At 74.0% G+C, this 21,251-nt stretch carries 21 protein-coding genes; 14 read left to right on the top strand and 7 right to left on the bottom strand.

Features of this window, described 5'->3' with window-relative positions; translation table 11 throughout:
- Window positions 1–18: 18 nt before the first annotated feature.
- Window positions 19–981 (bottom strand): DeoR/GlpR family DNA-binding transcription regulator, encoded by a 963-nt coding sequence (locus ACSU6Z_RS18400; protein WP_437047021.1) that lies wholly within the window; start codon window positions 979–981, stop codon window positions 19–21.
- Between the two features lie 300 nt (window positions 982–1,281).
- On the bottom strand, window positions 1,282–2,730 hold the full coding sequence (locus ACSU6Z_RS18395; RefSeq protein WP_437047020.1) for an NAD(P)H-quinone dehydrogenase: 1,449 nt from the start codon (window positions 2,728–2,730) through the stop codon (window positions 1,282–1,284).
- 94 nt (window positions 2,731–2,824) lie between these two features.
- Between ACSU6Z_RS18395 and ACSU6Z_RS18390 the strand changes: the two genes are divergently transcribed.
- The 4 genes from ACSU6Z_RS18390 to ACSU6Z_RS18375 all read left to right on the top strand — a co-directional run bounded on the left by ACSU6Z_RS18390 (window position 2,825) and on the right by ACSU6Z_RS18375 (window position 7,717).
- Window positions 2,825–3,262 carry a gamma-glutamylcyclotransferase gene (locus ACSU6Z_RS18390; RefSeq protein WP_437047018.1) on the top strand — a complete coding sequence of 146 codons (438 nt, stop codon included), beginning with the start codon at window positions 2,825–2,827 and terminating at the stop codon, window positions 3,260–3,262.
- A gap of 102 nt (window positions 3,263–3,364) precedes the next feature.
- Window positions 3,365–4,189 (top strand): purine-nucleoside phosphorylase, encoded by an 825-nt coding sequence (locus tag ACSU6Z_RS18385; RefSeq protein ID WP_437047016.1) that lies wholly within the window; start codon window positions 3,365–3,367, stop codon window positions 4,187–4,189.
- Between the two features lie 496 nt (window positions 4,190–4,685).
- Window positions 4,686–6,332 carry a phospho-sugar mutase gene (locus ACSU6Z_RS18380; protein ID WP_437047015.1) on the top strand — a complete coding sequence of 549 codons (1,647 nt, stop codon included), beginning with the start codon at window positions 4,686–4,688 and terminating at the stop codon, window positions 6,330–6,332.
- A gap of 167 nt (window positions 6,333–6,499) precedes the next feature.
- Window positions 6,500–7,717 (top strand): hypothetical protein, encoded by a 1,218-nt coding sequence (locus tag ACSU6Z_RS18375; RefSeq protein WP_437047014.1) that lies wholly within the window; start codon window positions 6,500–6,502, stop codon window positions 7,715–7,717.
- A gap of 74 nt (window positions 7,718–7,791) precedes the next feature.
- On the opposite strand, the gene ACSU6Z_RS18370 is transcribed toward ACSU6Z_RS18375, so the two are convergent.
- Window positions 7,792–8,493, bottom strand: a complete 702-nt coding sequence (locus tag ACSU6Z_RS18370; protein ID WP_437047012.1) for a PH domain-containing protein — start codon at window positions 8,491–8,493, stop codon at window positions 7,792–7,794.
- Window positions 8,494–8,630: 137 nt separating this feature from the next.
- Here ACSU6Z_RS18370 and deoC point away from each other — a divergent pair, with 137 nt between their 5' ends.
- The 3 genes from deoC to ACSU6Z_RS18355 are packed head-to-tail and all read left to right on the top strand — an operon-like array spanning window position 8,631 to window position 11,927.
- On the top strand, window positions 8,631–9,593 hold the full coding sequence (deoC, locus tag ACSU6Z_RS18365; protein WP_437047010.1) for a deoxyribose-phosphate aldolase: 963 nt from the start codon (window positions 8,631–8,633) through the stop codon (window positions 9,591–9,593).
- A 5-nt stretch (window positions 9,594–9,598) separates the two neighbouring features.
- Complete coding sequence (locus ACSU6Z_RS18360) at window positions 9,599–11,035, top strand: aldehyde dehydrogenase family protein (protein WP_437047009.1); 1,437 nt, start codon at window positions 9,599–9,601, stop codon at window positions 11,033–11,035.
- A 1-nt stretch (window position 11,036) separates the two neighbouring features.
- Entirely contained in the window at window positions 11,037–11,927 is an 891-nt protein-coding gene (locus tag ACSU6Z_RS18355) for an aldehyde dehydrogenase family protein (protein WP_437047007.1), read from the top strand.
- Between the two features lie 112 nt (window positions 11,928–12,039).
- Here ACSU6Z_RS18355 and ACSU6Z_RS18350 read toward each other — a convergent pair whose 3' ends face one another.
- Window positions 12,040–12,453 carry a hypothetical protein gene (locus ACSU6Z_RS18350; protein WP_437047005.1) on the bottom strand — a complete coding sequence of 138 codons (414 nt, stop codon included), beginning with the start codon at window positions 12,451–12,453 and terminating at the stop codon, window positions 12,040–12,042.
- A gap of 107 nt (window positions 12,454–12,560) precedes the next feature.
- On the opposite strand from ACSU6Z_RS18350, the gene ACSU6Z_RS18345 reads away from it, so the two are divergent.
- Window positions 12,561–13,262: a uridine kinase family protein gene (locus tag ACSU6Z_RS18345; protein ID WP_437047003.1), complete on the top strand. Its 702-nt coding sequence runs from the start codon at window positions 12,561–12,563 to the stop codon at window positions 13,260–13,262.
- 286 nt (window positions 13,263–13,548) lie between these two features.
- Here ACSU6Z_RS18345 and ACSU6Z_RS18340 read toward each other — a convergent pair whose 3' ends face one another.
- Complete coding sequence (locus ACSU6Z_RS18340; RefSeq protein WP_437047001.1) at window positions 13,549–14,346, bottom strand: SigE family RNA polymerase sigma factor; 798 nt, start codon at window positions 14,344–14,346, stop codon at window positions 13,549–13,551.
- Window positions 14,347–14,636: 290 nt separating this feature from the next.
- Here ACSU6Z_RS18340 and afsQ1 point away from each other — a divergent pair, with 290 nt between their 5' ends.
- The 5 genes from afsQ1 to ACSU6Z_RS18315 all read left to right on the top strand — a co-directional run bounded on the left by afsQ1 (window position 14,637) and on the right by ACSU6Z_RS18315 (window position 18,591).
- Window positions 14,637–15,314: a two-component system response regulator AfsQ1 gene (afsQ1, locus tag ACSU6Z_RS18335; RefSeq protein WP_033272295.1), complete on the top strand. Its 678-nt coding sequence runs from the start codon at window positions 14,637–14,639 to the stop codon at window positions 15,312–15,314.
- Window positions 15,311–16,969 carry an ATP-binding protein gene (locus tag ACSU6Z_RS18330; RefSeq protein WP_437046999.1) on the top strand — a complete coding sequence of 553 codons (1,659 nt, stop codon included), beginning with the start codon at window positions 15,311–15,313 and terminating at the stop codon, window positions 16,967–16,969. The genes afsQ1 and ACSU6Z_RS18330 overlap by 4 nt, the downstream gene beginning before the upstream one ends.
- Window positions 16,969–17,571, top strand: coding sequence for a hypothetical protein (locus ACSU6Z_RS18325; RefSeq protein ID WP_437046997.1), 603 nt, complete (start codon window positions 16,969–16,971; stop codon window positions 17,569–17,571). The genes ACSU6Z_RS18330 and ACSU6Z_RS18325 overlap by 1 nt, the downstream gene beginning before the upstream one ends.
- 122 nt (window positions 17,572–17,693) lie before the next feature.
- Entirely contained in the window at window positions 17,694–18,245 is a 552-nt protein-coding gene (locus tag ACSU6Z_RS18320) for a VanZ family protein (protein WP_437046995.1), read from the top strand.
- Between the two features lie 142 nt (window positions 18,246–18,387).
- A complete protein-coding gene (locus ACSU6Z_RS18315) occupies window positions 18,388–18,591 on the top strand; it encodes a PspC domain-containing protein (protein WP_437046993.1) in 204 nt (67 codons plus the stop codon).
- Between the two features lie 83 nt (window positions 18,592–18,674).
- Here the strand turns inward: ACSU6Z_RS18315 and ACSU6Z_RS18310 are convergent, their stop codons facing one another.
- Window positions 18,675–19,010, bottom strand: a complete 336-nt coding sequence (locus tag ACSU6Z_RS18310; protein ID WP_437046991.1) for an ATP-binding protein — start codon at window positions 19,008–19,010, stop codon at window positions 18,675–18,677.
- Window positions 19,011–19,186: 176 nt separating this feature from the next.
- On the bottom strand, window positions 19,187–20,317 hold the full coding sequence (locus ACSU6Z_RS18305; RefSeq protein WP_437046989.1) for an adenosine deaminase: 1,131 nt from the start codon (window positions 20,315–20,317) through the stop codon (window positions 19,187–19,189).
- 158 nt (window positions 20,318–20,475) lie between these two features.
- Between ACSU6Z_RS18305 and ACSU6Z_RS18300 the strand changes: the two genes are divergently transcribed.
- Window positions 20,476–21,237, top strand: coding sequence for an alpha/beta hydrolase family protein (locus ACSU6Z_RS18300; RefSeq protein WP_437046987.1), 762 nt, complete (start codon window positions 20,476–20,478; stop codon window positions 21,235–21,237).
- Window positions 21,238–21,251: the final 14 nt, after the last annotated feature.

Genomic DNA, 21,251 nt, shown 5'->3' with positions numbered 1-21,251 from the left:
GCGGCCCCGCCGGGAACCTCAGCGGCGCCGCAGATCCGCGACCCGCGCCCGCTCGGTGCCGCCGCTCTGCTGCTCGCCCAGCGGCGCGGCCGCCCGCAGCCCCGCGCCGGGGACCTGTCGGCGCGGCCCCGGAAGCGGGACGTCACGGCGGGGCTGACGCGCCGGGGCGGCGCTGCCCCCCGAGCCTCCCGAGCCCCCCTGCGCACCGGCCACGGCGACCTGCACACCCTGGTCGGCGAGCGCCTGGAGTTCGGTGGCCGCCCGGTCGTCGTGGGCGGGCGGCTCGTCCGTGACGAGGCGGGTGATGAGATCGGTCGGCACGGTCTGGAACATCGTGTCCGTGCCGAGCTTGGTGTGGTCGGCGAGGACGACGACCTCGGCGGCGGCCTGGACGAGCGCGCGGTCGACGGAGGCCGACAGCATGTTGGACGTGGACAGCCCGCGCTCGGCGGTCAGCCCGCTCCCGGACAGGAACGCCTTGGAGACCCGCAGCCCCTGGAGGGACTGCTCGGCCCCGGACCCGACCAGGGCGTAGTTGGAGCCTCTGAGCGTGCCGCCGGTCATCACGACCTCCACCCGGTTGGCGTGGGCCAGCGCCTGGGCGACGAGCAGCGAGTTGGTGACGACGGTCAGCCCGGGCACTCTCGCCAGGCGGCGGGCGAGCTCCTGTGTGGTCGTGCCCGCGCCGACCACGACGGCCTCGCCCTCTTCGACGAGGGACGCGGCGAGGTCGGCGATGGCTGTCTTCTCGGCGGTCGCGAGATGGGCCTTCTGCGGAAAGCCCGACTCCCGCGTGAAACCGCCCGGCAGTACCGCACCGCCGTGCCGGCGGTCGAGGAGTCCTTCTGCCTCCAGTGCCCGCACGTCCCGCCGTACGGTCACTTCGGAGGTCTGGACGACGCGGGCGAGCTCGCGGAGCGACACGGCTCCGTTGGCACGCACCATTTCGAGGATCAACTGGCGACGTTCTGCAGCGAACACGAAACTGACAGTAACCCCAACGACCGTCTGCTTTCAGCAGTTTGCGCCGAATAACAGAAGTTGTTCGCAGAGCAGGGACGGAGGTGATATAGGAGCCTAGTCCTGTCGCCTATGCCGCACGCATGGCCGATGACGGTCCGTGACCTGCGGGAGGCCGCTTTCGGCCGCGCGGACGTCCACCACCGCGACAGCGCGAGGGCCGGGTGCCCGCACCCGGCGGATCACCCGGCCCGCCTCACCGCGGCGGACGGCTCCTCGCGCCGCCCGCCCCTCACCGGGCGTGCTCGCGGCCCCCGGGGCTCACGCCTCGGCGCCCGCCTTCCGCGTGTGGAGCTGCCGGGCCACCTCGGCGATCGAGCCCGACAGGGACGGGTACACGGTGAACGCGTTCGCGATCTGTTCGACCGTCAGGTTGTTGTCGACCGCGATCGAGATGGGGTGGATCAGTTCCGAGGCGCGGGGCGCGACGACGACACCGCCCACCACGATCCCGGTGCCCGGCCGGCAGAAGATCTTGACGAAGCCGTCGCGGATGCCCTGCATCTTGGCGCGCGGGTTGCGCAGCAGCGGCAGCTTGACGACCCGGGCGTCGATCTTCTCGGCGTCGACGTCGGCCTGGGTGTAGCCGACGGTGGCGATCTCCGGGTCCGTGAAGACGTTGGAGGACACGGTCTTGAGGTTCAGCGGGGCGACCGCGTCCCCGAGGAAGTGGTACATGGCGATGCGCCCCTGCATGGCGGCCACCGACGCCAGCGCGAACACACCCGTCACGTCACCGGCGGCGTAGACGCCCGGAGCCGTCGTCCGCGACACCTTGTCGGTCCAGATGTGCCCCGACTCGCGCAGCCTGACGCCGGCCTCCTCCAGCCCCATGCCCTCGGTGTTCGGGACGGCGCCGACGGCCATCAGGCAGTGCGTGCCGGAGATGACCCGCCCGTCGGCCAGCGTCACCTCCACCCGGTCCCCGACCCGCTTGGCCGACTGGGCCCTGGACCGCGCCATGACGTTCATGCCGCGCCGCCGGAAGACGTCCTCCAGCACCGCCGCCGCGTCCGGGTCCTCACCGGGCAGCACCCGGTCCCGCGACGACACCAGCGTCACCCGCGACCCCAGCGCCTGGTAGGCGCCGGCGAACTCGGCGCCCGTCACACCCGACCCGACCACGATCAGCTCCTCGGGAAGCTCGGTCAGGTCGTACACCTGGGTCCAGTTCAGGATCCGCTCGCCGTCGGGGCGGGCGTCGGCCAGCTCGCGCGGGTGCCCGCCGGTCGCGATCAGCACCGCGTCGGCGACGAGCGTCTCCTCGCTCCCGTCGGCGGCCCGCACCACGACCTTGCGCGACCCGTCCAGGGCCTGCTGCCCCTCCAGCCGCCCCCGCCCGCGCACGACCCGGGCGCCGGCCCGCGTCACGGACGCCGTGATGTCGTGCGACTGCGCCAGCGCGAGCCGCTTCACGCGCCGGTTGACCTTGCCGAGGTCCACGCCCACCACCCGGGCGGCCTGCTCGATGTGCGGGGTGTCGTCGGCGACGATGATCCCCAGCTCCTCGTACGACGAGTCGAAGGTGGTCATCACCTCGGCCGTGGCGATCAGGGTCTTCGACGGCACGCAGTCGGTCAGCACCGACGCCCCGCCCAGACCGTCGCAGTCGACGACGGTCACCTCCGCACCGAGTTGCGCGGCCACCAGCGCCGCTTCGTATCCGCCGGGTCCGCCACCGATGATCACGATCCGAGTCACGTACCCCATTGTCCCGCACTCCCCGACGTGTCACGGCCCCGGGGCCGTGACACGTCACGTCCGCCACCGGAGTGACGCGCGACGCCTGCCGTACCCTCTCCCCATGTCGCTCTACGCCGCGTACGCCGGCAACCTCGACGCGCGGCTGATGTCCCGCCGCGCCCCGCACTCGCCGCTGCGGGCCACCGGCTGGCTCAACGGCTGGCGGCTCACCTTCGGCGGCGAGGACATGGGCTGGGAGGGCGCCCTCGCGACGATCGTCGAGGACCCGACGGCCCAGGTGTTCGTCGCGTTGTACGACATCGCCCCGATGGACGAGGAGGCGATGGACCGCTGGGTGGGCGCGGGCCTGGACATATACCGCCGCACGCGCGTGCGCGCGCACACCCTGGACGGCGAGGAGCACGCCTGGGCGTACGTCCTGAACTCCTACGAGGGCGGCCTGCCCTCGGCCCGCTACCTGGGCGAGCTCGCCGACGCGGCCGAGTCGGCCGGCGCCCCCCACGACTACGTCATGGAGCTGCGCAAACGCCCCTGCTGACCGGCGCGGCCCCCTCCTTGCCGGAAACGGGGGAGCAGCGATCGGAATCCCGTGACCTCCGTCATCTACGCGCGTAGGCGAATTCCGGCTACCCTCGTCGGCGTGAACGCATCTCTTCTTCCGGACGACATCCAGGGCGACCCGTACGCCGCCGCCGACGCCGCCGCGGCCCGCCTGCGCGAACTCACGGGCGCCGACACCCACGACGTCGCCCTCGTGATGGGCTCCGGCTGGGCCCCGGCCGTCGACGCCCTCGGCGAGCCCGACGCCGAGTTCCACGTCACCGACCTGCCCGGTTTCCCGCCGCCGGCGGTGGCGGGCCACGGAGGCAGGATCCGCTCGTACACGATCGGCGAGAAGCGCGCCCTCGTCTTCCTGGGCCGCACCCACTACTACGAGGGCCGCGGCGTCGCCGCCGTCGCGCACGGCGTCCGCACCGCCGTGGCGGCCGGCTGCAAGACGGTCGTCCTCACCAACGGCTGCGGCGGCCTGCGCGAGGGCATGCGCCCCGGCCAGCCGGTCCTGATCAGCGACCACATCAACCTGACGGCCACCTCCCCCATCGTCGGCGCCAACTTCGTCGACCTCACCGACCTCTACTCCCCGCGGCTGCGCGCCCTGTGCAAGGAGGTCGACCCCACCCTGGAGGAGGGCGTCTACGCCCAGTTCCCCGGCCCGCACTACGAGACCCCGGCCGAGATCCGCATGGCCCGCGTCATCGGCGCCGACCTGGTGGGCATGTCGACGGTCCTCGAAGCCATCGCCGCGCGCGAGGCGGGCGCCGAGGTGCTCGGCATCTCCCTGGTGACCAACCTCGCCGCCGGCATGACGGGCGAGCCCCTCAACCACGAGGAGGTCCTCCAGGCCGGCCGCGACTCCGCGACGCGGATGGGCTCCCTGCTGGCGAAGGTGCTGGAGCGGCTGTAGGCCGACGGCGGGGTGGCCGCCGGAGTGGGCCGCACGGCCCGGCGCCGCCGGGTGGTCTCTCCCCCGAGCCCTTCGAGCGGGGGTGTCCCCAGCGCCCGCCCGTGCCGCCCCGGGGACACCTCCCAGGCTGTTCGGGCACTGCGGGAGGCGCGGCTGCGCACCGGTCTGCCCGCGGCCGGGCGCCCCGGCCGCACCAGCCCGCGGCGGGAAGGGACGTGGCGGGGGGTGTCCGCCCGCAGCGGTCGGCGCGTCACCCCGGGCACCTTCGCAGGGACCGATTCCGCGCCGTCCCGAGGACGGACACACCCCGGCGCGGCCCGGCCCACCCACCGGTAGCCGGCGTCCCGCGCGCCCCCGCCGAACCCGCGCGTGCGCCGCAGGCACCCGCACCACCGCCGGACCCGCACAGGCCGCCGCAGCACCCCGCACCACCGCCGGACGGCACCCCGCACCCCCGCCCACGGGCACCGAACGACGAACGAGAGGTTGATCCGACGTGCACGACGAACTCATCGCCCGGGCCAAGGCGTGGCTGGCCGAGGACCCCGACGCGGACACCCGTGAGGAACTCGCCCGCCTCCTCGACGCGGAGGACCACACCGAGCTCGCCGCGCGCTTCGGCGGCACCCTCCGGTTCGGCACCGCCGGCCTCCGCGGCGAACTCGGCGCCGGCCCGATGCGCATGAACCGCGCCGTCGTCATCCGCGCCGCCGCCGGCCTCGCCGCGTACCTCAAGAAGCAGGGGGTCCCCCACGGGGACGGCGCAGCCGGCCTCGTCGTCATCGGCTACGACGCCCGCCACAAGTCCGCCGACTTCGCCCGCGACACCGCCGCCGTGATCACCGGCGCCGGCCTCCGCGCGGCCGTCCTCCCCCGCCCCCTGCCCACCCCCGTCCTGGCCTTCGCCATCCGCCACCTCGGCGCCGTCGCCGGCGTGGAGGTCACCGCCAGCCACAACCCGCCCCGCGACAACGGCTACAAGGTCTACCTCGGCGACGGCTCCCAGATCGTCCCGCCCGCCGACACCGGCATCGCCGCCGAGATCGACGCCGTACGCTCCCTGGACGACGTCCCCCGCCCCGCCGCCGGCTGGGACATCCTCGACGAGAGCGTCCTCGACGCCTACCTCGCCCGCACGGACGCCGTCCTCGACCCCGGCTCCCCCCGCACCGCCCGCACGGTCTACACGGCGATGCACGGCGTCGGCAAGGACGTCCTCCTCGCCGCCTTCGCCCGCGCCGGCTTCCCCGAGCCCGTCCTCGTCGCCGAGCAGGCCGAGCCCGACCCGGACTTCCCCACCGTCGCCTTCCCCAACCCGGAGGAGCCCGGCGCGATGGACCTGGCCTTCGCCAGGGCCCGCGAGACCGACCCCGATCTGATCATCGCCAACGACCCGGACGCCGACCGCTGCGCGGTGGCCGTCCGCGACGGCGCCGACTGGCGCATGCTCCGCGGCGACGAGGTCGGCGCGCTCCTCGCCGCCCACCTGGTGGCCCGCGGGGCGCACGGCACCTTCGCCGAGTCGATCGTCTCCTCCTCCCTCCTCGGCCGCATCGCCGGGAAGGCGGGGCTCCCCCACGCCGAGACCCTGACCGGCTTCAAGTGGATCGCCCGCGTCGACGGCCTGCGCTACGGCTACGAGGAGGCCCTCGGCTACTGCGTCGACCCCGACGGCGTGCGCGACAAGGACGGCATCACGGCGGCCCTCCTCGTCACGGAACTGGCCTCCGTCCTCAAGGAGCGGGGCCGCACCCTCCTCGACCTGCTCGACGACCTCGCCGTCGAGCACGGCCTGCACGCCACCGACCAGCTCTCGGTGCGCGTCGAGGACCTCTCCGTCATCGGCGACGCCATGCGCCGCCTGCGCGAGCGGCCCCCCGCCCGCCTCGCGGGCCTGCCGGTCACGAACGCCGAGGACCTCACCCGCGGCGCGGGGACCCTCCCGCCCACCGACGGCCTGCGGTACACCCTGGACGGCGCCCGCGTGATCGTCCGCCCCAGCGGCACGGAGCCGAAGCTCAAGTGCTACCTGGAGGTCGTCGTCCCGGTCACGGCGCGCGAGGCCCTCCCCGCGGCCCGCGCGAAGGCGGCGGACCTGCTGGCGTCCCTCAAGCGCGACCTGTCCTCGGCGGCGGGCATCTGACCCGTCCGCACCGGCTCCTCGCTCCGTCTCGATGGGGTGCCCCCAACCGGAGGCACCCCATCGAGTGATTTTCCCCCGTGGGTTGACCCGCGCTCCGCGGCCGACGCCTCCCCGCGGGCAACGGTGGACCGGAACCGCACCACCGAGCCACCCAGGGAGCCGCCGCCGTGACCTCGACCGCCCCCGGAACCAGATCGAGCGGACGCATCCCGGGCACCCGGCGCCCCCACACCCCCGCGGCCGTCCCCCCGAGCACGCCGCGCGCCCGCGCGCTGCGCGTCCTGCACGCCCTGCACCGAGCGGCCCCGGCCCTCGCGGCGTACGTCGCCGTCCGCGTCACGGGCCTGCTGGTGCTCACCCTCTGGGCCCAGCGCCGGCACCAGGGGGTGTGGGCCATCCTGGCGGCGCAGTGGGACGCCGACTGGTACCTGGACATCGCCGAGAACGGCTACACGCGTGAGCTCGGCACCGCCTACAACGCGAACAACCTGGCCTTCTTCCCGCTCTACCCGACCCTGACGAAGGCCGTCGCGGTCCTCATCCCCGGCTCCCGCGCCTCCACCGGCCTGGGCCTCGCCGTCGCCGCCTCGCTCCTCGCCGCCTGGGGGATCTTCGCCGTGGGCGACCGCCTGCACGGCCGCCGGACCGGCGTGCTGCTGACCACGCTGTGGGCCGCTTTCCCGGTGGGCGCGGTGCAGTGGATGGGCTACACGGAGTCGCTGTTCACCGCGCTGACGGCGTGGTCGCTGTACGCGGTGCTCACGGGCCGCTGGCTGTGGGCGGGCGGCCTCGCCGCGCTGGCGGGCCTGACCCGGCCGACCGGCATCGCGGTGGCGGCGGCGGTCGCCGTGGCGGCCCTGTGGTCCCTGCGCCGGCGCCCGCCGCGTCCGCGCGTCCTGGTCGCCGCGGTCCTCGCACCCCTGGGCTGGTGCGCGTACGTCGGCTGGGTGGGCCTGCGCCTGGGCCGCTGGGACGGCTACTTCGCCGTACAGCGGCTGTGGCACAACGAGGTGGACGGCGGCGTGTACACGCTCCGCCGGATGCGGCAGCTGCTGGTGTACGACGCGACACCGCACCTGTTCCTGGTGGTGGTGACGCTGACGCTGGTGGGGGCGGTGGTGCTGTTCGGCCTGTCGGTGTGGGACCGCCAGCCGCTGCCGCTGCTGGTCCTCACGGGCGTCCTGCTGGCGATCGTCCTGGGCAGCGGCGGCGTCTACTTCCCGCGGGCCCGCTTCCTCGTCCCGGCGTTCCCGCTGCTGCTGCCGCTCGCCCTGCACCTGTCCCGCGCCTCGCGCCGCCACCGCGCGCTCGCGCTGGCGGCCGCGGTCCTGGGCTCGGCGTACTGCGGCGCGCACATGCTCCTGGTCTGGCCGAGCGCCCCGTAGGCACCGCCGCCGCGGCCACCCCGCGCACCGCCCGGCCGCATCCCCTCCCGCCCCGGCCGCACCGCGCCGGGGCCTCAGCCCACCGCCAGCAGCACCGCCAGCAGCACCGCCCCGGCCACCGCCGGTCCCACGACCTCGTAGGCCCAGCGGACGGTCACCTCGCCCTGCGCGGCCGCCTCCTTCTCCCGGGCCTCGTGCAGGGCGCGCAGGTCGTCCATGATCCTGTCGGTCCCCGCGCGCACCGGCCCGTCCGGAACGGCCACCTCACCCGTACCTCCGAACAGGCCCTGCGGCGCCCCGCCGAGCATCCCGGAGCCCCCGCCCCGGACCCCCCGGCCGCCGCCCGCGGTCCGCCGCGCCTCCCGCCGCGCGGCCTTCTTGCGGGCGCGCAGCGAGACGGGGACCGCCCACAGCTGGTACTTGGCGCCGGAGGCGGCCACGACCTCGTTGGTGTAGCCGGACCGCAGCGCGGCGACCTGCCCCCAGGGCAGCACGATGACGCGGAAGGGGTTGCGGACGCGCAGCCGGTCCTCACCCGCGAAGACGGCGGGCCGCACGGTGAAGGCGGCCACCAGCGGCACGAGGAGGAGCATCGCGGCCAGCGCCCTCCACGGGGTGCCGCCCTCGCCCGAGACGACGGCGTCGGTGCCGAGCCAGGCGACGAGGGCGAGCAGCAGGACACCGCCGGCGATGCCCCCGGGCGAGCGGTAGACCCGGTCCCGGGGCGCGGGTACCGGGGGCTGCGGCGCTGGTGACTGGTGCTCCGGGGTCGTCATGCTGCCGATTGTGCCCGACGGCCCCGCGGGGCCGTCCCCCGCTGTGGCGGTCCTCCGCGCCGCCTTCCCGCGTCTGCCCCGTACCGTTCCGGGGGCTGTACAGCCGCTACGCGCGTAGATATGCTCGGCTGGTGACCATGCCCACCAATGCACCCTCCGCAGATCACGCACTCTCGGACGTCGCCGCGTCCGACAGCACGCTGCGCCGCTTCCTCCACGGGCTGCCCGGCGTCGACGCGGTCGGCCTGGAGGCGCGGGCCGCCTCCCTCGGCACCCGCTCCGTCAAGACCACGTCGAAGGCGTACGCCCTCGACCTGGCGATCTCGATGGTCGACCTGACGACGCTGGAAGGCGCGGACACCCCGGGCAAGGTCCGGGCGCTCGGCGCGAAGGCGGTCCGCCCCGACCCGACCGACCGCACGGCCCCGTCCACGGCCGCGGTCTGCGTCTACCCGGACATGGTGGCCACCGCCAAGGAGGCCGTCGCCGGTTCCGGCGTGAAGGTCGCCTCGGTCGCCACCGCGTTCCCGGCGGGCCGCGCCCCCCTCGCCGTCAAGCTGGCCGACGTGCGCGAGGCCGTGGCGGCGGGCGCCGACGAGATCGACATGGTCATCGACCGCGGCGCCTTCCTCGCGGGGAACTACACGAAGGTGTACGACGAGATCGTCGCCGTGAAGGAGGCCTGCGGGACGTCCGCCCGCCTGAAGGTCATCTTCGAGACCGGCGAGCTGTCGACGTACGACAACATCCGCCGCGCGAGCTGGCTCGGCATGCTGGCGGGCGCCGACTTCATCAAGACCTCCACCGGCAAGGTCGCCGTCAACGCGACCCCGGCCAACACCCTGCTGATGCTGGAGGCGGTCCGCGACTTCCGCGCGCAGACCGGCGTCCAGGTCGGCGTGAAGCCGGCCGGCGGCATCCGCACCGCGAAGGACGCGATCAAGTTCCTCGTCCTGGTCAACGAGACTGCGGGCGCGGACTGGCTGGACAACCACTGGTTCCGCTTCGGCGCCTCCTCACTGCTGAACGACCTGCTGATGCAGCGTCAGAAGCTGGCCACCGGCCGCTACTCCGGCCCCGACTACGTGACGGTGGACTGATCACCATGGCATCGGCATTCGATTACGCACCGGCCCCCGAGTCCCGCTCGGTCGTCGACATCGCCCCCTCGTACGGCCTGTTCGTCGACGGCGAGTTCACCGAGGCGGCCGACGGCAAGGTCTTCAAGACGGTCAGCCCCTCCACCGAGGAGGTCCTCTCCGAGGTCGCCCAGGCCGGCGAGGCGGACGTGGACCGGGCGGTGAAGGCCGCCCGCAAGGCCTTCGAGAAGTGGTCGGCGCTGCCCGGCGGCGAGCGCGCCAAGTACCTGTTCCGCATCGCCCGGATCATCCAGGAGCGCAGCCGCGAGCTGGCGGTCCTGGAGACCCTGGACAACGGCAAGCCCATCAAGGAGACCCGCGACGCCGACCTCCCCCTGGTCGCCGCGCACTTCTTCTACTACGCGGGCTGGGCCGACAAGCTCGACCACGCGGGCTTCGGCGCGAACCCCCGCCCGCTGGGCGTGGCGGGCCAGGTCATCCCCTGGAACTTCCCGCTGCTGATGCTCGCGTGGAAGATCGCCCCGGCGCTGGCGACCGGCAACACGGTCGTCCTCAAGCCCGCCGAGACCACCCCCCTGTCCGCCCTGTTCTTCGCGGACATCTGCCGCCAGGCGGGCCTGCCCAAGGGCGTCGTCAACATCCTCCCGGGCTACGGCGACACCGGCGCCGCCCTGGTCGCCCACCCCGGCGTCGACAAGGTCGCCTTCACCGGCTCCACGGCCGTCGGCAAGGAGATCGCCCGCACGGTCGCCGGGACGGACAAGAAGCTCACCCTCGAACTGGGCGGCAAGGGCGCCAACATCGTCTTCGACGACGCCCCGATCGACCAGGCCGTCGAGGGCATCGTGAACGGCATCTTCTTCAACCAGGGCCAGGTCTGCTGCGCGGGCTCCCGCCTCCTGGTCCAGGAGTCGGTCCACGACGAGGTGCTGGACGCCCTCAAGCGCAGGATCTCCACCCTGCGCCTGGGCGACCCGCTGGACAAGAACACGGACATCGGCGCGATCAACTCCGCCGAGCAGCTCGCCCGCATCACCGCCCTCGCCGACCAGGGCGAGGCGGAGGGCGCCGAGCGCTGGTCCCCGGCCTGCGAACTCCCCTCGACCGGCTACTGGTTCGCCCCGACGCTCTTCACCAACGTCACCCAGGCGCACACCGTCGCCCGCGACGAGATCTTCGGCCCGGTGCTGTCGGTCCTCACCTTCCGCACCCCGGACGAGGCCGTCGCCAAGGCCAACAACACCCCCTACGGCCTGTCGGCGGGCATCTGGACGGAGAAGGGCTCGCGCATCCTGGCGGTCGCGAACAAGCTCCGCGCGGGTGTGATCTGGTCCAACACGTTCAACAAGTTCGACCCCACCTCGCCCTTCGGCGGTTACAAGGAGTCGGGCTTCGGCCGCGAGGGCGGCCGCCACGGCCTGGAGGCGTACCTCGATGTCTGAGATGTCCGACACGCGACTGAGTGTCCTCAAGACCTACAAGCTGTACGTCGGCGGGAAGTTCCCGCGTTCGGAGAGCGGCCGGGTGTACGAGGTGACCGATTCGAAGGGCGAGTGGCTGGCCAACGCGCCCCTGTCCTCCCGCAAGGACGCCCGGGACGCGGTGGTCGCGGCCCGCAAGGCGTTCGGCGGCTGGTCGGGCGCGACGGCGTACAACCGCGGCCAGGTCCTCTACCGCGTCGCGGAGATGCTGGAGGGCCGGCGCGACCAGTTCGTCCGCGAGGTGGCCGACGCCGAGGGCCTGTCGAGGTCCGGGGCCGCCGAGCAGGTGGACGCCACGATCGACCGCTGGGTCTGGTACGCGGGCTGGACCGACAAGATCGCCCAGGTGGTCGGCGGCGGCAACCCGGTCGCGGGCCCGTTCTTCAACCTGTCCTCTCCCGAGCCGACGGGCGTGGTGGCGGTCCTGGCCCCGCAGGAGTCGTCCTTCCTGGGCCTGGTCTCGGTCGTCGCCCCGGTGATCGCGACGGGCAACACGGCCGTCGTGGTCGCGAGCGAGCGGTCCCCGCTCCCGGCCCTGTCCCTCGCCGAGGTCCTGGCCACCTCCGACCTGCCCGGCGGCGTGGTCAACGTCCTCTCCGGCCGTACGGCGGAGATCGCCGCCCCGCTCGCCGCCCACCAGGACGTCAACGCGATCGACCTCGCGGGGGCCGACGCGGAGCTGGCCAGGGAGCTGGAGATCGCGGCGGCGGACAACCTCAAGCGCGTCCTGCGCCCCCGGCCGGCGGCCGACTGGTCGGCGGCTCCGGGGACCGAGCGCATGACGGCGTTCCTGGAGACGAAGACGGTCTGGCACCCGACGGGCTCCCTGGGCGCGTCCGGCTCGTCGTACTGACGGTCCGTCGCACCGGCGGCCCGTCGCGCCGCCTGCCGGCACCCCAGGGGCCGTGCCCGCCCCCGTCCGGGCCGGGCGCGGCTCCTGGCGCCGTCTCCGTCCGCGGAGGCGGTCAGCCGCCCAGCAGTCCCGTCGCCCGCCCCACCGCCGGCACGTCGCCGACCGACGGCGCCTGCGCCACCGGGCCCGTCACCGTCCGCGAGTCCAGCGGCTCGAAGTCGGCCACCTGCGTGCCGACGCCGTTGTCGAGGGGGTCGACTCCCGTGCCCGCCAGCGGGTTGGGCCGCAGCCCCGCCACGGGCCCCGCGACATGGCGGACGGTGCCGGCCGCGGCCCCCAGGCCGGTCCGCGGACCGTCCGCGTCCGTGGGGGCGGGGCGCGTGCGGGTCACGCCGCCGGGGGGCGCGGGGTCCGCGGAGACGGCGGAGGCCGTCGCCGCGCCGGCGCCCAGCGCGGCGCCCGCCGCCGCGAGGACTGCCAGGGCGCGCCGGGCGGCGGGGGTGCGGGGGGTCGCGTGTCGGGCCATGGCTGCTGCCACCTCGTGCCAGGGGCGCCCGCGGGTGCGGCGTCGTACCGGCGCACCACACGCGCACCGCGGAAGGTAATCGTGCGAGCGCACAGGGTAGTGGAGACGTGACGCGCGCTTCAAAGCCGCTCCACCGGGTCGAACGGCGGTCGGCCGATGCCGCACACTGGTGTCCCGTGAGTTCCCATCCGCCCGCACCCACGCGAGTCGTGCTGCTCTGCGGCCCCTCCGGCTCCGGCAAGTCCCTCCTCGCCGCCCGCTCGGGTCTCCCGGTCCTGCGGCTCGACGACTTCTACAAGGAGGGCACCGACCCCACGCTGCCGCTGATGGCCGGAAGTTCCGACATCGACTGGGACCACCCCCGGTCGTGGGACGCGGACGCGGCCGTCGCCGCGATCACGGACCTGTGCCGCACGGGCCGTGCGAACGTCCCCGTCTACGACATCGCCCTCAGCGCGCGCACGGGCGAGGAGACGGTCGACATCGGGCGGGCCCCGCTGTTCATCGCGGAGGGGATCTTCGCCGCGGACATCGTGGCCCGCTGCCGCGACCTGGGCGTGCTGGCCGACGCGCTGTGCCTGAGCCGCGGCCCGGTGACGACCTTCCGCCGCCGCTTCCTGCGGGACCTGAAGGAGGGCCGCAAGTCGGTGCCGTTCCTGGTGCGCCGCGGCTGGCGGCTGATGCGGCAGGAGCGGTCGATCGTCGCCCGCCAGACGGCGCTGGGCGCGCACGCCTGCGACCGGGACGAGGCGATGGACCGCCTGGCCGCCGCGGCGGGCCGCCGCCCGGCGGTGGGTACGGCGGCGTAACCGGACGGCACCCGCGCGGGACGGGACGCGGCGGGAACGCCGGGCCGGGCCACGCCGGAACGCGACAGGCCACGACAGGAACGGGGCTGGACGGCTCCCCCGGCCCTCCAGCCCCGTTCCCGTTCCCCCGTGCTCCCCCCGTTCCCCCGTGCTCCCCCCGTTCCCCCGTGTTTCCCCCGCTCCCCCCGTTTCCCGTGGTGCTTCCCCCGTGAGCAAGAGGCGGTGACCGCCTCCGTGACACACGCGGGCCGGGACTTTTTCCTCGGTGTTCCGAACCGGCCGCCCCTCAGGCGACGAGTTCGCCGAAGGCGTCCTGCCGGTCCCGGCCGAAGCTGAGGACCTCGTCGTCACGCAGCCGGCGCAGCGAGCGCCAGATGCTGGACTTCACCGTGCCGACGCTGATGCCGAGGATGTCCGCGATCTCCGGGTCCGTACGGCCCTCGTAGTAGCGCAGGACCAGCATGGTGCGCTGGAGTTCGGGCAGCCGGGCCAGCGCCTGCCACAGGACCGCGCGCAGCTCGGTGCCGCGCATCGCGTCCGTGTCGCCGGGCGTCTCCGGCAGTTCCTCGGTCGGGTACTCGTTGAGCTTGCGGCGCCGCCAGGCGCTGATGTGCAGGTTGGTCATGGTGCGGCGGAGGTATCCGCCGACGGCCGCCTTGTCGCTGATCCGGTCCCACGCCTTGTACGTCGAGAACAGCGCGCTCTGCAGCAGGTCCTCGGCCTCGAAGCGGTCACCGGTGAGGTGGTAGGCGGTCGCGAACAGGGAGGCGCGGCGCTCCCGGACGTAGGCGGTGAACGCCGCTTCGGCGTCCCCGGCCTCCGCCGGGGAACGACCGTCCCCCGAGGCCTCCCCGTACGCGGCTCCCCCCCGCGCCTCCCCCGTGGGCGCGTCGGCCACCGCCATGTACGCGATGTGCTGACGCCCGGTGCCGCGAGCGCACCCCCGCCCTCCCCCGCGCTCGAACGCGCTCGCGCGGGAGGGACCCCCGTCGGCCCCGGACTTCTCACCACCCCGGTGCACGTGCATGTCGTGCAGACGCGTGACCACTGCGCCGCTGGTGCCGGTGCCGTGCAGCGTGTTCATCTCGCGCCCCCCGTCGTGGACTTCCGGTGTTCTGCGTACCGTGGTGCCAGGCGGCCTCCCGGACGATCCGGACCGGGCGGGGCTGCCTGTGCCACAAGAGCCTGCCGTGCCGACTTCATGGCCGTGTCCGCCGACTGTCACAGCCCTGTCACAGCGGTCCGCGACACGGGGTGCACGCTTCCCTCAACGGCCCCCGGCCGCCCCGGCCGGCGGTGCGCCGGGCCGGGACGGCCGGGCACTTCCGGGCCCGCGGGTCGAACGGCGCGGCCTCCATGGGCCAGAATGAGCCCGTGCCTTCCCTGTTGCTGATCGAGGACGACGACGCCATCCGTACGGCCCTGGAGCTCTCCCTGACGCGCCAGGGACACCGGGTGGCCACCGCTGCCAGCGGTGAGGACGGTCTGAAGCTGCTGCGCGAGCAGCGGCCGGACCTGATCGTGCTGGACGTGATGCTGCCCGGCATCGACGGGTTCGAGGTGTGCCGGCGCATCCGGCGCACGGACCAGCTGCCGATCATCCTGCTGACCGCCCGCAGCGACGACATCGACGTGGTCGTCGGCCTGGAGTCGGGCGCCGACGACTACGTCGTCAAACCGGTGCAGGGCAGGGTGCTCGACGCCCGGATCCGGGCCGTGCTGCGGCGCGGGGAACGGGAGTCCAGCGACTCGGCGACCTTCGGCAGCCTGGTCATCGACCGCTCCGCGATGACCGTCACCAAGAACGGCGAGGACCTCCAGCTCACCCCGACCGAGCTGCGGCTGCTGCTGGAGCTGAGCCGGCGGCCGGGGCAGGCGCTGTCGCGGCAGCAACTGCTGCGGCTGGTGTGGGAGCACGACTACCTCGGCGACTCGCGGCTCGTGGACGCCTGTGTGCAGCGGTTGCGCGCCAAGGTCGAGGACGTGCCGTCGTCCCCGACGCTGATCCGTACCGTGCGGGGCGTCGGCTACCGGCTGGATCCGCCTCAGTGACACGGGAACACCAGGGGGGTGGCCGCGGCTGGGCCGCGGCGCGCAAGGGAGTCTGGTCGCGGCTGCGCTTCACCAGCCTGCGGCTGAGGCTGGCCGTCGTCTTCGGGTTGGTCGCGCTCACCGCGGCCGTGTCCGCGTCCGCCATCGCGTACTGGCTGAACCGGGAGGCGGTGCTCACCCGCGCCCAGGACGCCGTGCTGCGGGACTTCGAGCGGGAGATGCAGAACCGGGCCGGCACGCTGCCCGCGCACCCCACGCGGGGCGAGTTGCGGCGCACGGCCGGTCAGATGGCCGAAAGCGGCGGGAACTTCAGCGTGCTGCTCATCGCCCGGGACCCCGACGGCAGGACGGTGTACGGCAGTTCCGGCGGTCTGGACGGCTTCACCCCGGCGGACGTGCCCGCCTCGCTGCGCGAGGCGGTGAACAAGCGGCAGAGGACCACCGCGAACAACGAGCACGCCTACCACCTGTACTGGCAGCGGATCGTCGACGGCGACACCCCGTACCTGGTGGCCGGGGCGAAGGTGATCGGGGGCGGGCCGACCGGCTACATGCGCGAGTCGCTGGAGCCGGAGGCGAAGGACCTGAACTCGCTGGCCTGGTCGCTGGGGATCGCCACGGGGCTCGCGCTGATCGGCTCCGCGCTGCTGGCGCAGGCGGCCGCCTCGACCGTCCTCAAGCCCGTGCAGCGGCTCGGGACGGCCGCGCGCCGGCTCGGGGAGGGCAGGCTGGACACCCGGCTGAGGGTGTCCGGCACCGACGAACTGGCCGATCTGTCGCGCACGTTCAACAGTGCCGCGGAGGCGCTGGAGAAGCGGGTGGCGGACATGGCCGCGCGCGAGGCGGCCTCGCGGCGGTTCGTGGCGGACATGAGCCACGAGCTGCGTACGCCGCTGACGGCGATCACCGCCGTGACGGAGGTACTGGAGGAGGAACTGGAGTTCGAGGGCGGCGGCATCGACCCGATGATCGAGCCCGCCGTGCGGCTGGTGGTGAGCGAGACGCGGCGGCTGAACGACCTGGTCGAGAACCTGATGGAGGTCACCCGCTTCGACGCGGGCACCGCCCGGCTGGTCCTCGACGACGTCGACGTCGCCGACCAGATCACCGCGTGCATCGACGCCCGCGCCTGGCTGGACGCCGTCGAACTGGACGCCGAGCGCGGCATCCACGCCCGGCTCGACCCGCGCCGCCTGGACGTGATCCTCGCCAACCTGATCGGCAACGCCCTCAAGCACGGCGGCTCGCCGGTGCGGGTGTCGGTGACGGAGTCCGAAGGGCCGGGCGCGACGGACGCGGGCGGCACGGAGGGCGCCGGGGGCGCGGACGGAGCGGAGGTCGTGATCCGGGTGCGGGACCACGGGCCCGGCATCCCCGAGGAGGTCCTGCCGCACGTCTTCGACCGGTTCTACAAGGCGAGCGCCTCCCGGCCGCGTTCCGAGGGCAGCGGGCTCGGCCTGTCCATCGCCCTGGAGAACGCGCACATCCACGGCGGCGACATCACCGCCGAGAACTCCCCCGAGGGCGGTGCGGTGTTCACGCTGCGGCTGCCGCGGGACGCCTCGGCGCTGGCCGAACGGGACGCCGAGGACCGCGCGGGCGGGAAGGGCGGGGGCGCCGGGAGCAAGGGCGAGGACGCGAAGGGGCAGGCCTGATGACCGTACGCCGTCTGCTGGGGCTTCCCGTGCTGGCCGTACTGCTCGCCGGGTGCGGCGTCCGGCCCACGGAGGTGCCGACGGACTTCGGCCCGGCGCCCTCGCGGGTGCGCTGCTCGCCGCCCGGGACGGACAGGCCGGCGCGGACGACGTCCGGGATGCCGGTGCGGGTGTTCCTGCTGTGCGGCTCGTCGCTGGTGGCGGTGGACCGCACGGTGCGGGTCCCGGACGGCGCGGCGGACTCGCAGCGGCGCCTGCTGGTGGCGCGGGAACTGCTGGACCGGCTGGCCGAGCCGCCGTCGGCCGCGGAGAAGGCGGCCGGTTACAGCACGGACGTGCGCGGCGGGACGACCGTGACCGGTCCGCGTCCCGGCGACCCGCGGGACACCCTGCGGCTCGGCGTCTCCCCCGCGGACCTCACCTCGTACGCGCTCGCCCAGATCGTGTGCACGTTCTCCGACTCGGCCGCGGCCGAGGGCGACGGCACGGTGATCCTGGGCGGCCCGGGCGAGCAGCCGCCGCGCCGTTACGCCTGTACGGACGAGGTCCGCGTCCGGCCCGGCGGGAGCGGGCCGCCGTCCAGCGCGGTCACCGGGGGGTGACGGACGGGCCCCGGACGCACCGGTGACGGCGGCGGGGCGGCCCACGCGTGTGGCGCATGCCTCACCCGAGTGGGCTACGGCGTCGCGGAACCGATCCCGCCGGGGGCCGCGTCTAGGGGAGCGTGCAGCGTCAAGGCTCCATCGGCGGCAGCGCCGCGATCCGCATCCGTGTGACGGGGGGTGTCCTCCTCGTCGCACACCTCGCTCTCGTCGCCTGGTGCACGCTACGGCCGCTGGACGTCCCGTGGGTGATGCCCGCCAATCTGCGCCCGCTCGCCGGCATACGGGCCGATCTGGCGCTGGGTTGGCCCCAGGCGGCCCGGCGCCTCGGTGAGGGGCTCGCCCTGCTGGCGCCCCTGGGCGTGCTGCTGCCGATGGCGGACGGACGGCTGTGTGTCTCGCCGCTGGCCTCCCTGTTCCGTACCGTCGCCGCGGGCGCGCTGCTGTCGCTGGGCATCGAACTGCTGCAGACCGGGGTGCCCGGCCGGGTCGTGGACGTCGACTCCCTGCTGCTGAACACCGCGGGTGTGGCCCTCGCGCACCTGGCCGTCGTCCCCGCCGGCCGGACCTGGCTGCGTCGCAGGTACGAGCGCCGGTCCGGTGCGGACGTTCCCCAGGAGGAGCCGGCTCAGGGTCGCACCCCGACGATTCCCAGGGTCGGGATCGCCCCGTAGAGCGACGTTCGGACCGGTTCGTCTCCGTAGTGTGGAGGGCAGAAGAACAGCCGACCCTCCCCATCCGGTCGGCGCCCGGGTCCCGCCGAAGGCGGCCGTCCCGGCGCGCCGGCGAACGACCGGCAGACCCGAAGGAGCCGCGATGTCCCGCCTCGCCCGCCCCACCAACGGCCGCATGATCGGCGGAGTGTGTGCCGCGCTGGCACGCCGCTTCGGCACCTCCTCGACGACGATGCGCGTGATCTTCCTGCTCTCCTGCCTGCTGCCCGGACCTCAGTTCCTGCTCTACATCGCGCTGTGGATCCTGCTCCCCTCGGAGGAGAAGGCGGCCCGGACGGCCTGGTGAGCCGCACTCGCCCCCGCACATGCCGACGGGGCGCATCCGGAGGGACCGGATGCGCCCCGTCGGCGCACGGGGGCGAGTGCGGCTCAGGCGATCGGGAGACCGTTCAGCGGCAGACCGTTCAGCGGCAGGCCGCCGAGGAGGCCGGCGACCGGGTCGAGCGGGCTGCTGGGGAGCTGCTGAGCGGTCGGCTGGGCCGCGGTCAGGCCCCTCTCGGCCGCGGTCTCACCCTGCGCCAGCACCTCACCCGCGGCCGGCAGCGTCCGGGCGAGGTTCTCCGCCGGGAGCGTCCGGGTGACGGGGTCCAGCGCCCGGCTGGGGTCCGGCGCGCCCGGGGCGGCGTTGGCCGCGCCCGCGCCACCGGCGGCGAAGGCGGCGCCGAGGGCGACGACGCCGAGGGTCTTGGCAGCAGACTGCTTCATGAAAGTGCGTCCTCGAAAATGGATGACGGGGATGAGCGGTTCTCGACCGTAAACACGAGGCGCCGTCCGCCGCAAACATCGAAATGCGGACGGACTGTGAAAACCCGTCCGCACGCACGGGGCCCGGAAGGGCCGCTTCCCTCCGCGCCACTCACAAAACCGCTGGTGGGAGCGTTCTATTGGAACAGCCACTCGGATTTCAGCTCGGCATATCCGGGCTTGACGACGTCATTGATCATAGCCAGTCGTTCATCGAAAGGAATGAACGCTGATTTCATCGCATTGACGGAGAACCACTGCATGTCGTCGAGCGTGTAACCGAACGCGTCGACAAGGTGCTCGAATTCCCGGCTCATGCTGGTGTGGGACATCAGCCGGTTGTCCGTGTTGACGGTCACGCGGAACTGCAGGCGCCGCAGCAGGCCGACGGGGTGCTCGGCGTACGAGGCGGCGGCCCCGGTCTGGAGGTTGGAGCTGGGGCACAGCTCCAGCGGGATCCGCTTGTCCCGGACGTAGGAGGCGAGCCGCCCGAGCCCCACCGAGCCGTCCTCGCGCACCTGGATGTCGTCGATGATGCGCACCCCGTGCCCGAGCCGGTCGGCGCCGCACCACTGCAGCGCCTGCCAGATGGAGGGCAGCCCGAAGGCCTCCCCGGCGTGGATGGTGAAGTGGTTGTTCTCCCGCTTCAGGTACTCGAAGGCGTCGAGGTGCCGGGTGGGCGGGTGTCCGGCCTCGGCGCCGGCGATGTCGAAGCCGACGACACCCGCGTCCCGGTACCGGTTGGCGAGTTCGGCGATCTCCAGGGAGCGGGCGGCGTGCCGCATGGCGGTCAGCAGCGCGCCGACGCGGATGCGGCGGCCGGCCGCCCTGGCCCGCCGCTCGCCCTCCCGGAAGCCCTCGTCGACGGCCTCGACGACCTCTTCCAGGGTGAGCCCGCCCTCCAGGTGCTGTTCGGGGGCGTAGCGGACCTCGGCGTAGACGACGCCGTCCGCGGCGAGGTCCTCGGCGCACTCGGCGGCGACCCTCACCAGCGCCTCGCGGGTCTGCATGACGCCGACGGTGTGGGTAAAGGTCTCCAGGTACCGTTCCAGGGACCCGGAGTCGGCGGCCTCCCGGAACCACAGGGCCAGCCCGTCCGGATCGGTCTCCGGGAGCCCGGGGTAACCGGTGGTACGGGCGAGTTCGACGATCGTGGCGGGGCGCAGACCGCCGTCGAGGTGGTCGTGGAGCAGAACCTTGGGCGCCCGGCGGATCTGGCCCGGCGTCGGGCTCTTCGCAGTGCTCGGGGCAGTGCTCTGGCTCGTCATTTCCGCACTGTAACCCCTACGCGCGTAGAGGGGGCGGGGCCGTTCGGCGCGGTGTGCCGGTGTACGAATCGTGGTGCGGCGGTGTACGAATGCGTCGATACGTAACGGTGACCGCACGGACGGGTGGCGTACACCCGCTCTTCTGAGAATGTTCTGTCATGGCACAGCAAGCGACGCAGGCACGCAGGGCACGGCTGGGACGGGTGCTCGGACCGGAGCCGACCACGGTGAGCGGCGTGGTCCTGCTGCTCCCCGACGGCGACGAGGTGTCCGGCCGCAGGCCCTCACCCCTGGTGGCGGCCGCGTCGATGCGCGCGCTGGGCCGCCGGCTGGCGCGCGCGGGGCGGGCGGAGGGCCTGGCCGTCCACGTCGTGCACTACCGCTACCGCGGCTGGAACGGCAGCGAGGCGCACCTGGCGCGGGACGCCTCCTGGGCCGCCGACGAGGTCGTGCGGCGCTACGGCGACGTGCCCGTCTGCCTGGTGGGCACCGGGATGGGCGGCCGGGCGGCGCTGCACGCGGGCGGGCACGACCGCGTCGACGCCGTGGTCGCCCTCGCCCCGTGGCTGCCGGAGGACGACGTGGCCGCACCACCCGAACCGGTGAAACAACTCGCCGGGCGGCACGTCCTGATCGTGCACGGCACGAACGACGCGCGGACCGATCCCGAACTGTCGTTCCGGCTGGCGGCCCGGGCGAAGAAGGCGAACCGGGACGTGTGCCGGTTCGAGGTGCACTCCGACGGGCACGGGTTGCACCACTACCGCGACGAGGTCATGGCGCTGACCGAGAACTTCGTGCTGGGGGTGCTGTTCGGGCAGGCGCTCTCCCGGCCGGTGCGGGACGCGCTGGCGGCCCCGCCGCCGCTGGGGCTGCGGATGCCGCTGGCGGCGGGGTTCGGCACGTCGTTGCGGCGGTAGGCGCCGCGGTTTCC

The organism is Streptomyces sp. enrichment culture, from assembly GCF_964273145.1.
GTDB lineage: Bacteria > Actinomycetota > Actinomycetes > Streptomycetales > Streptomycetaceae > Streptomyces.
Note: the sequence above shows the minus strand (reverse complement) of the source record. Positions and strands in the feature narration are given on the sequence as shown.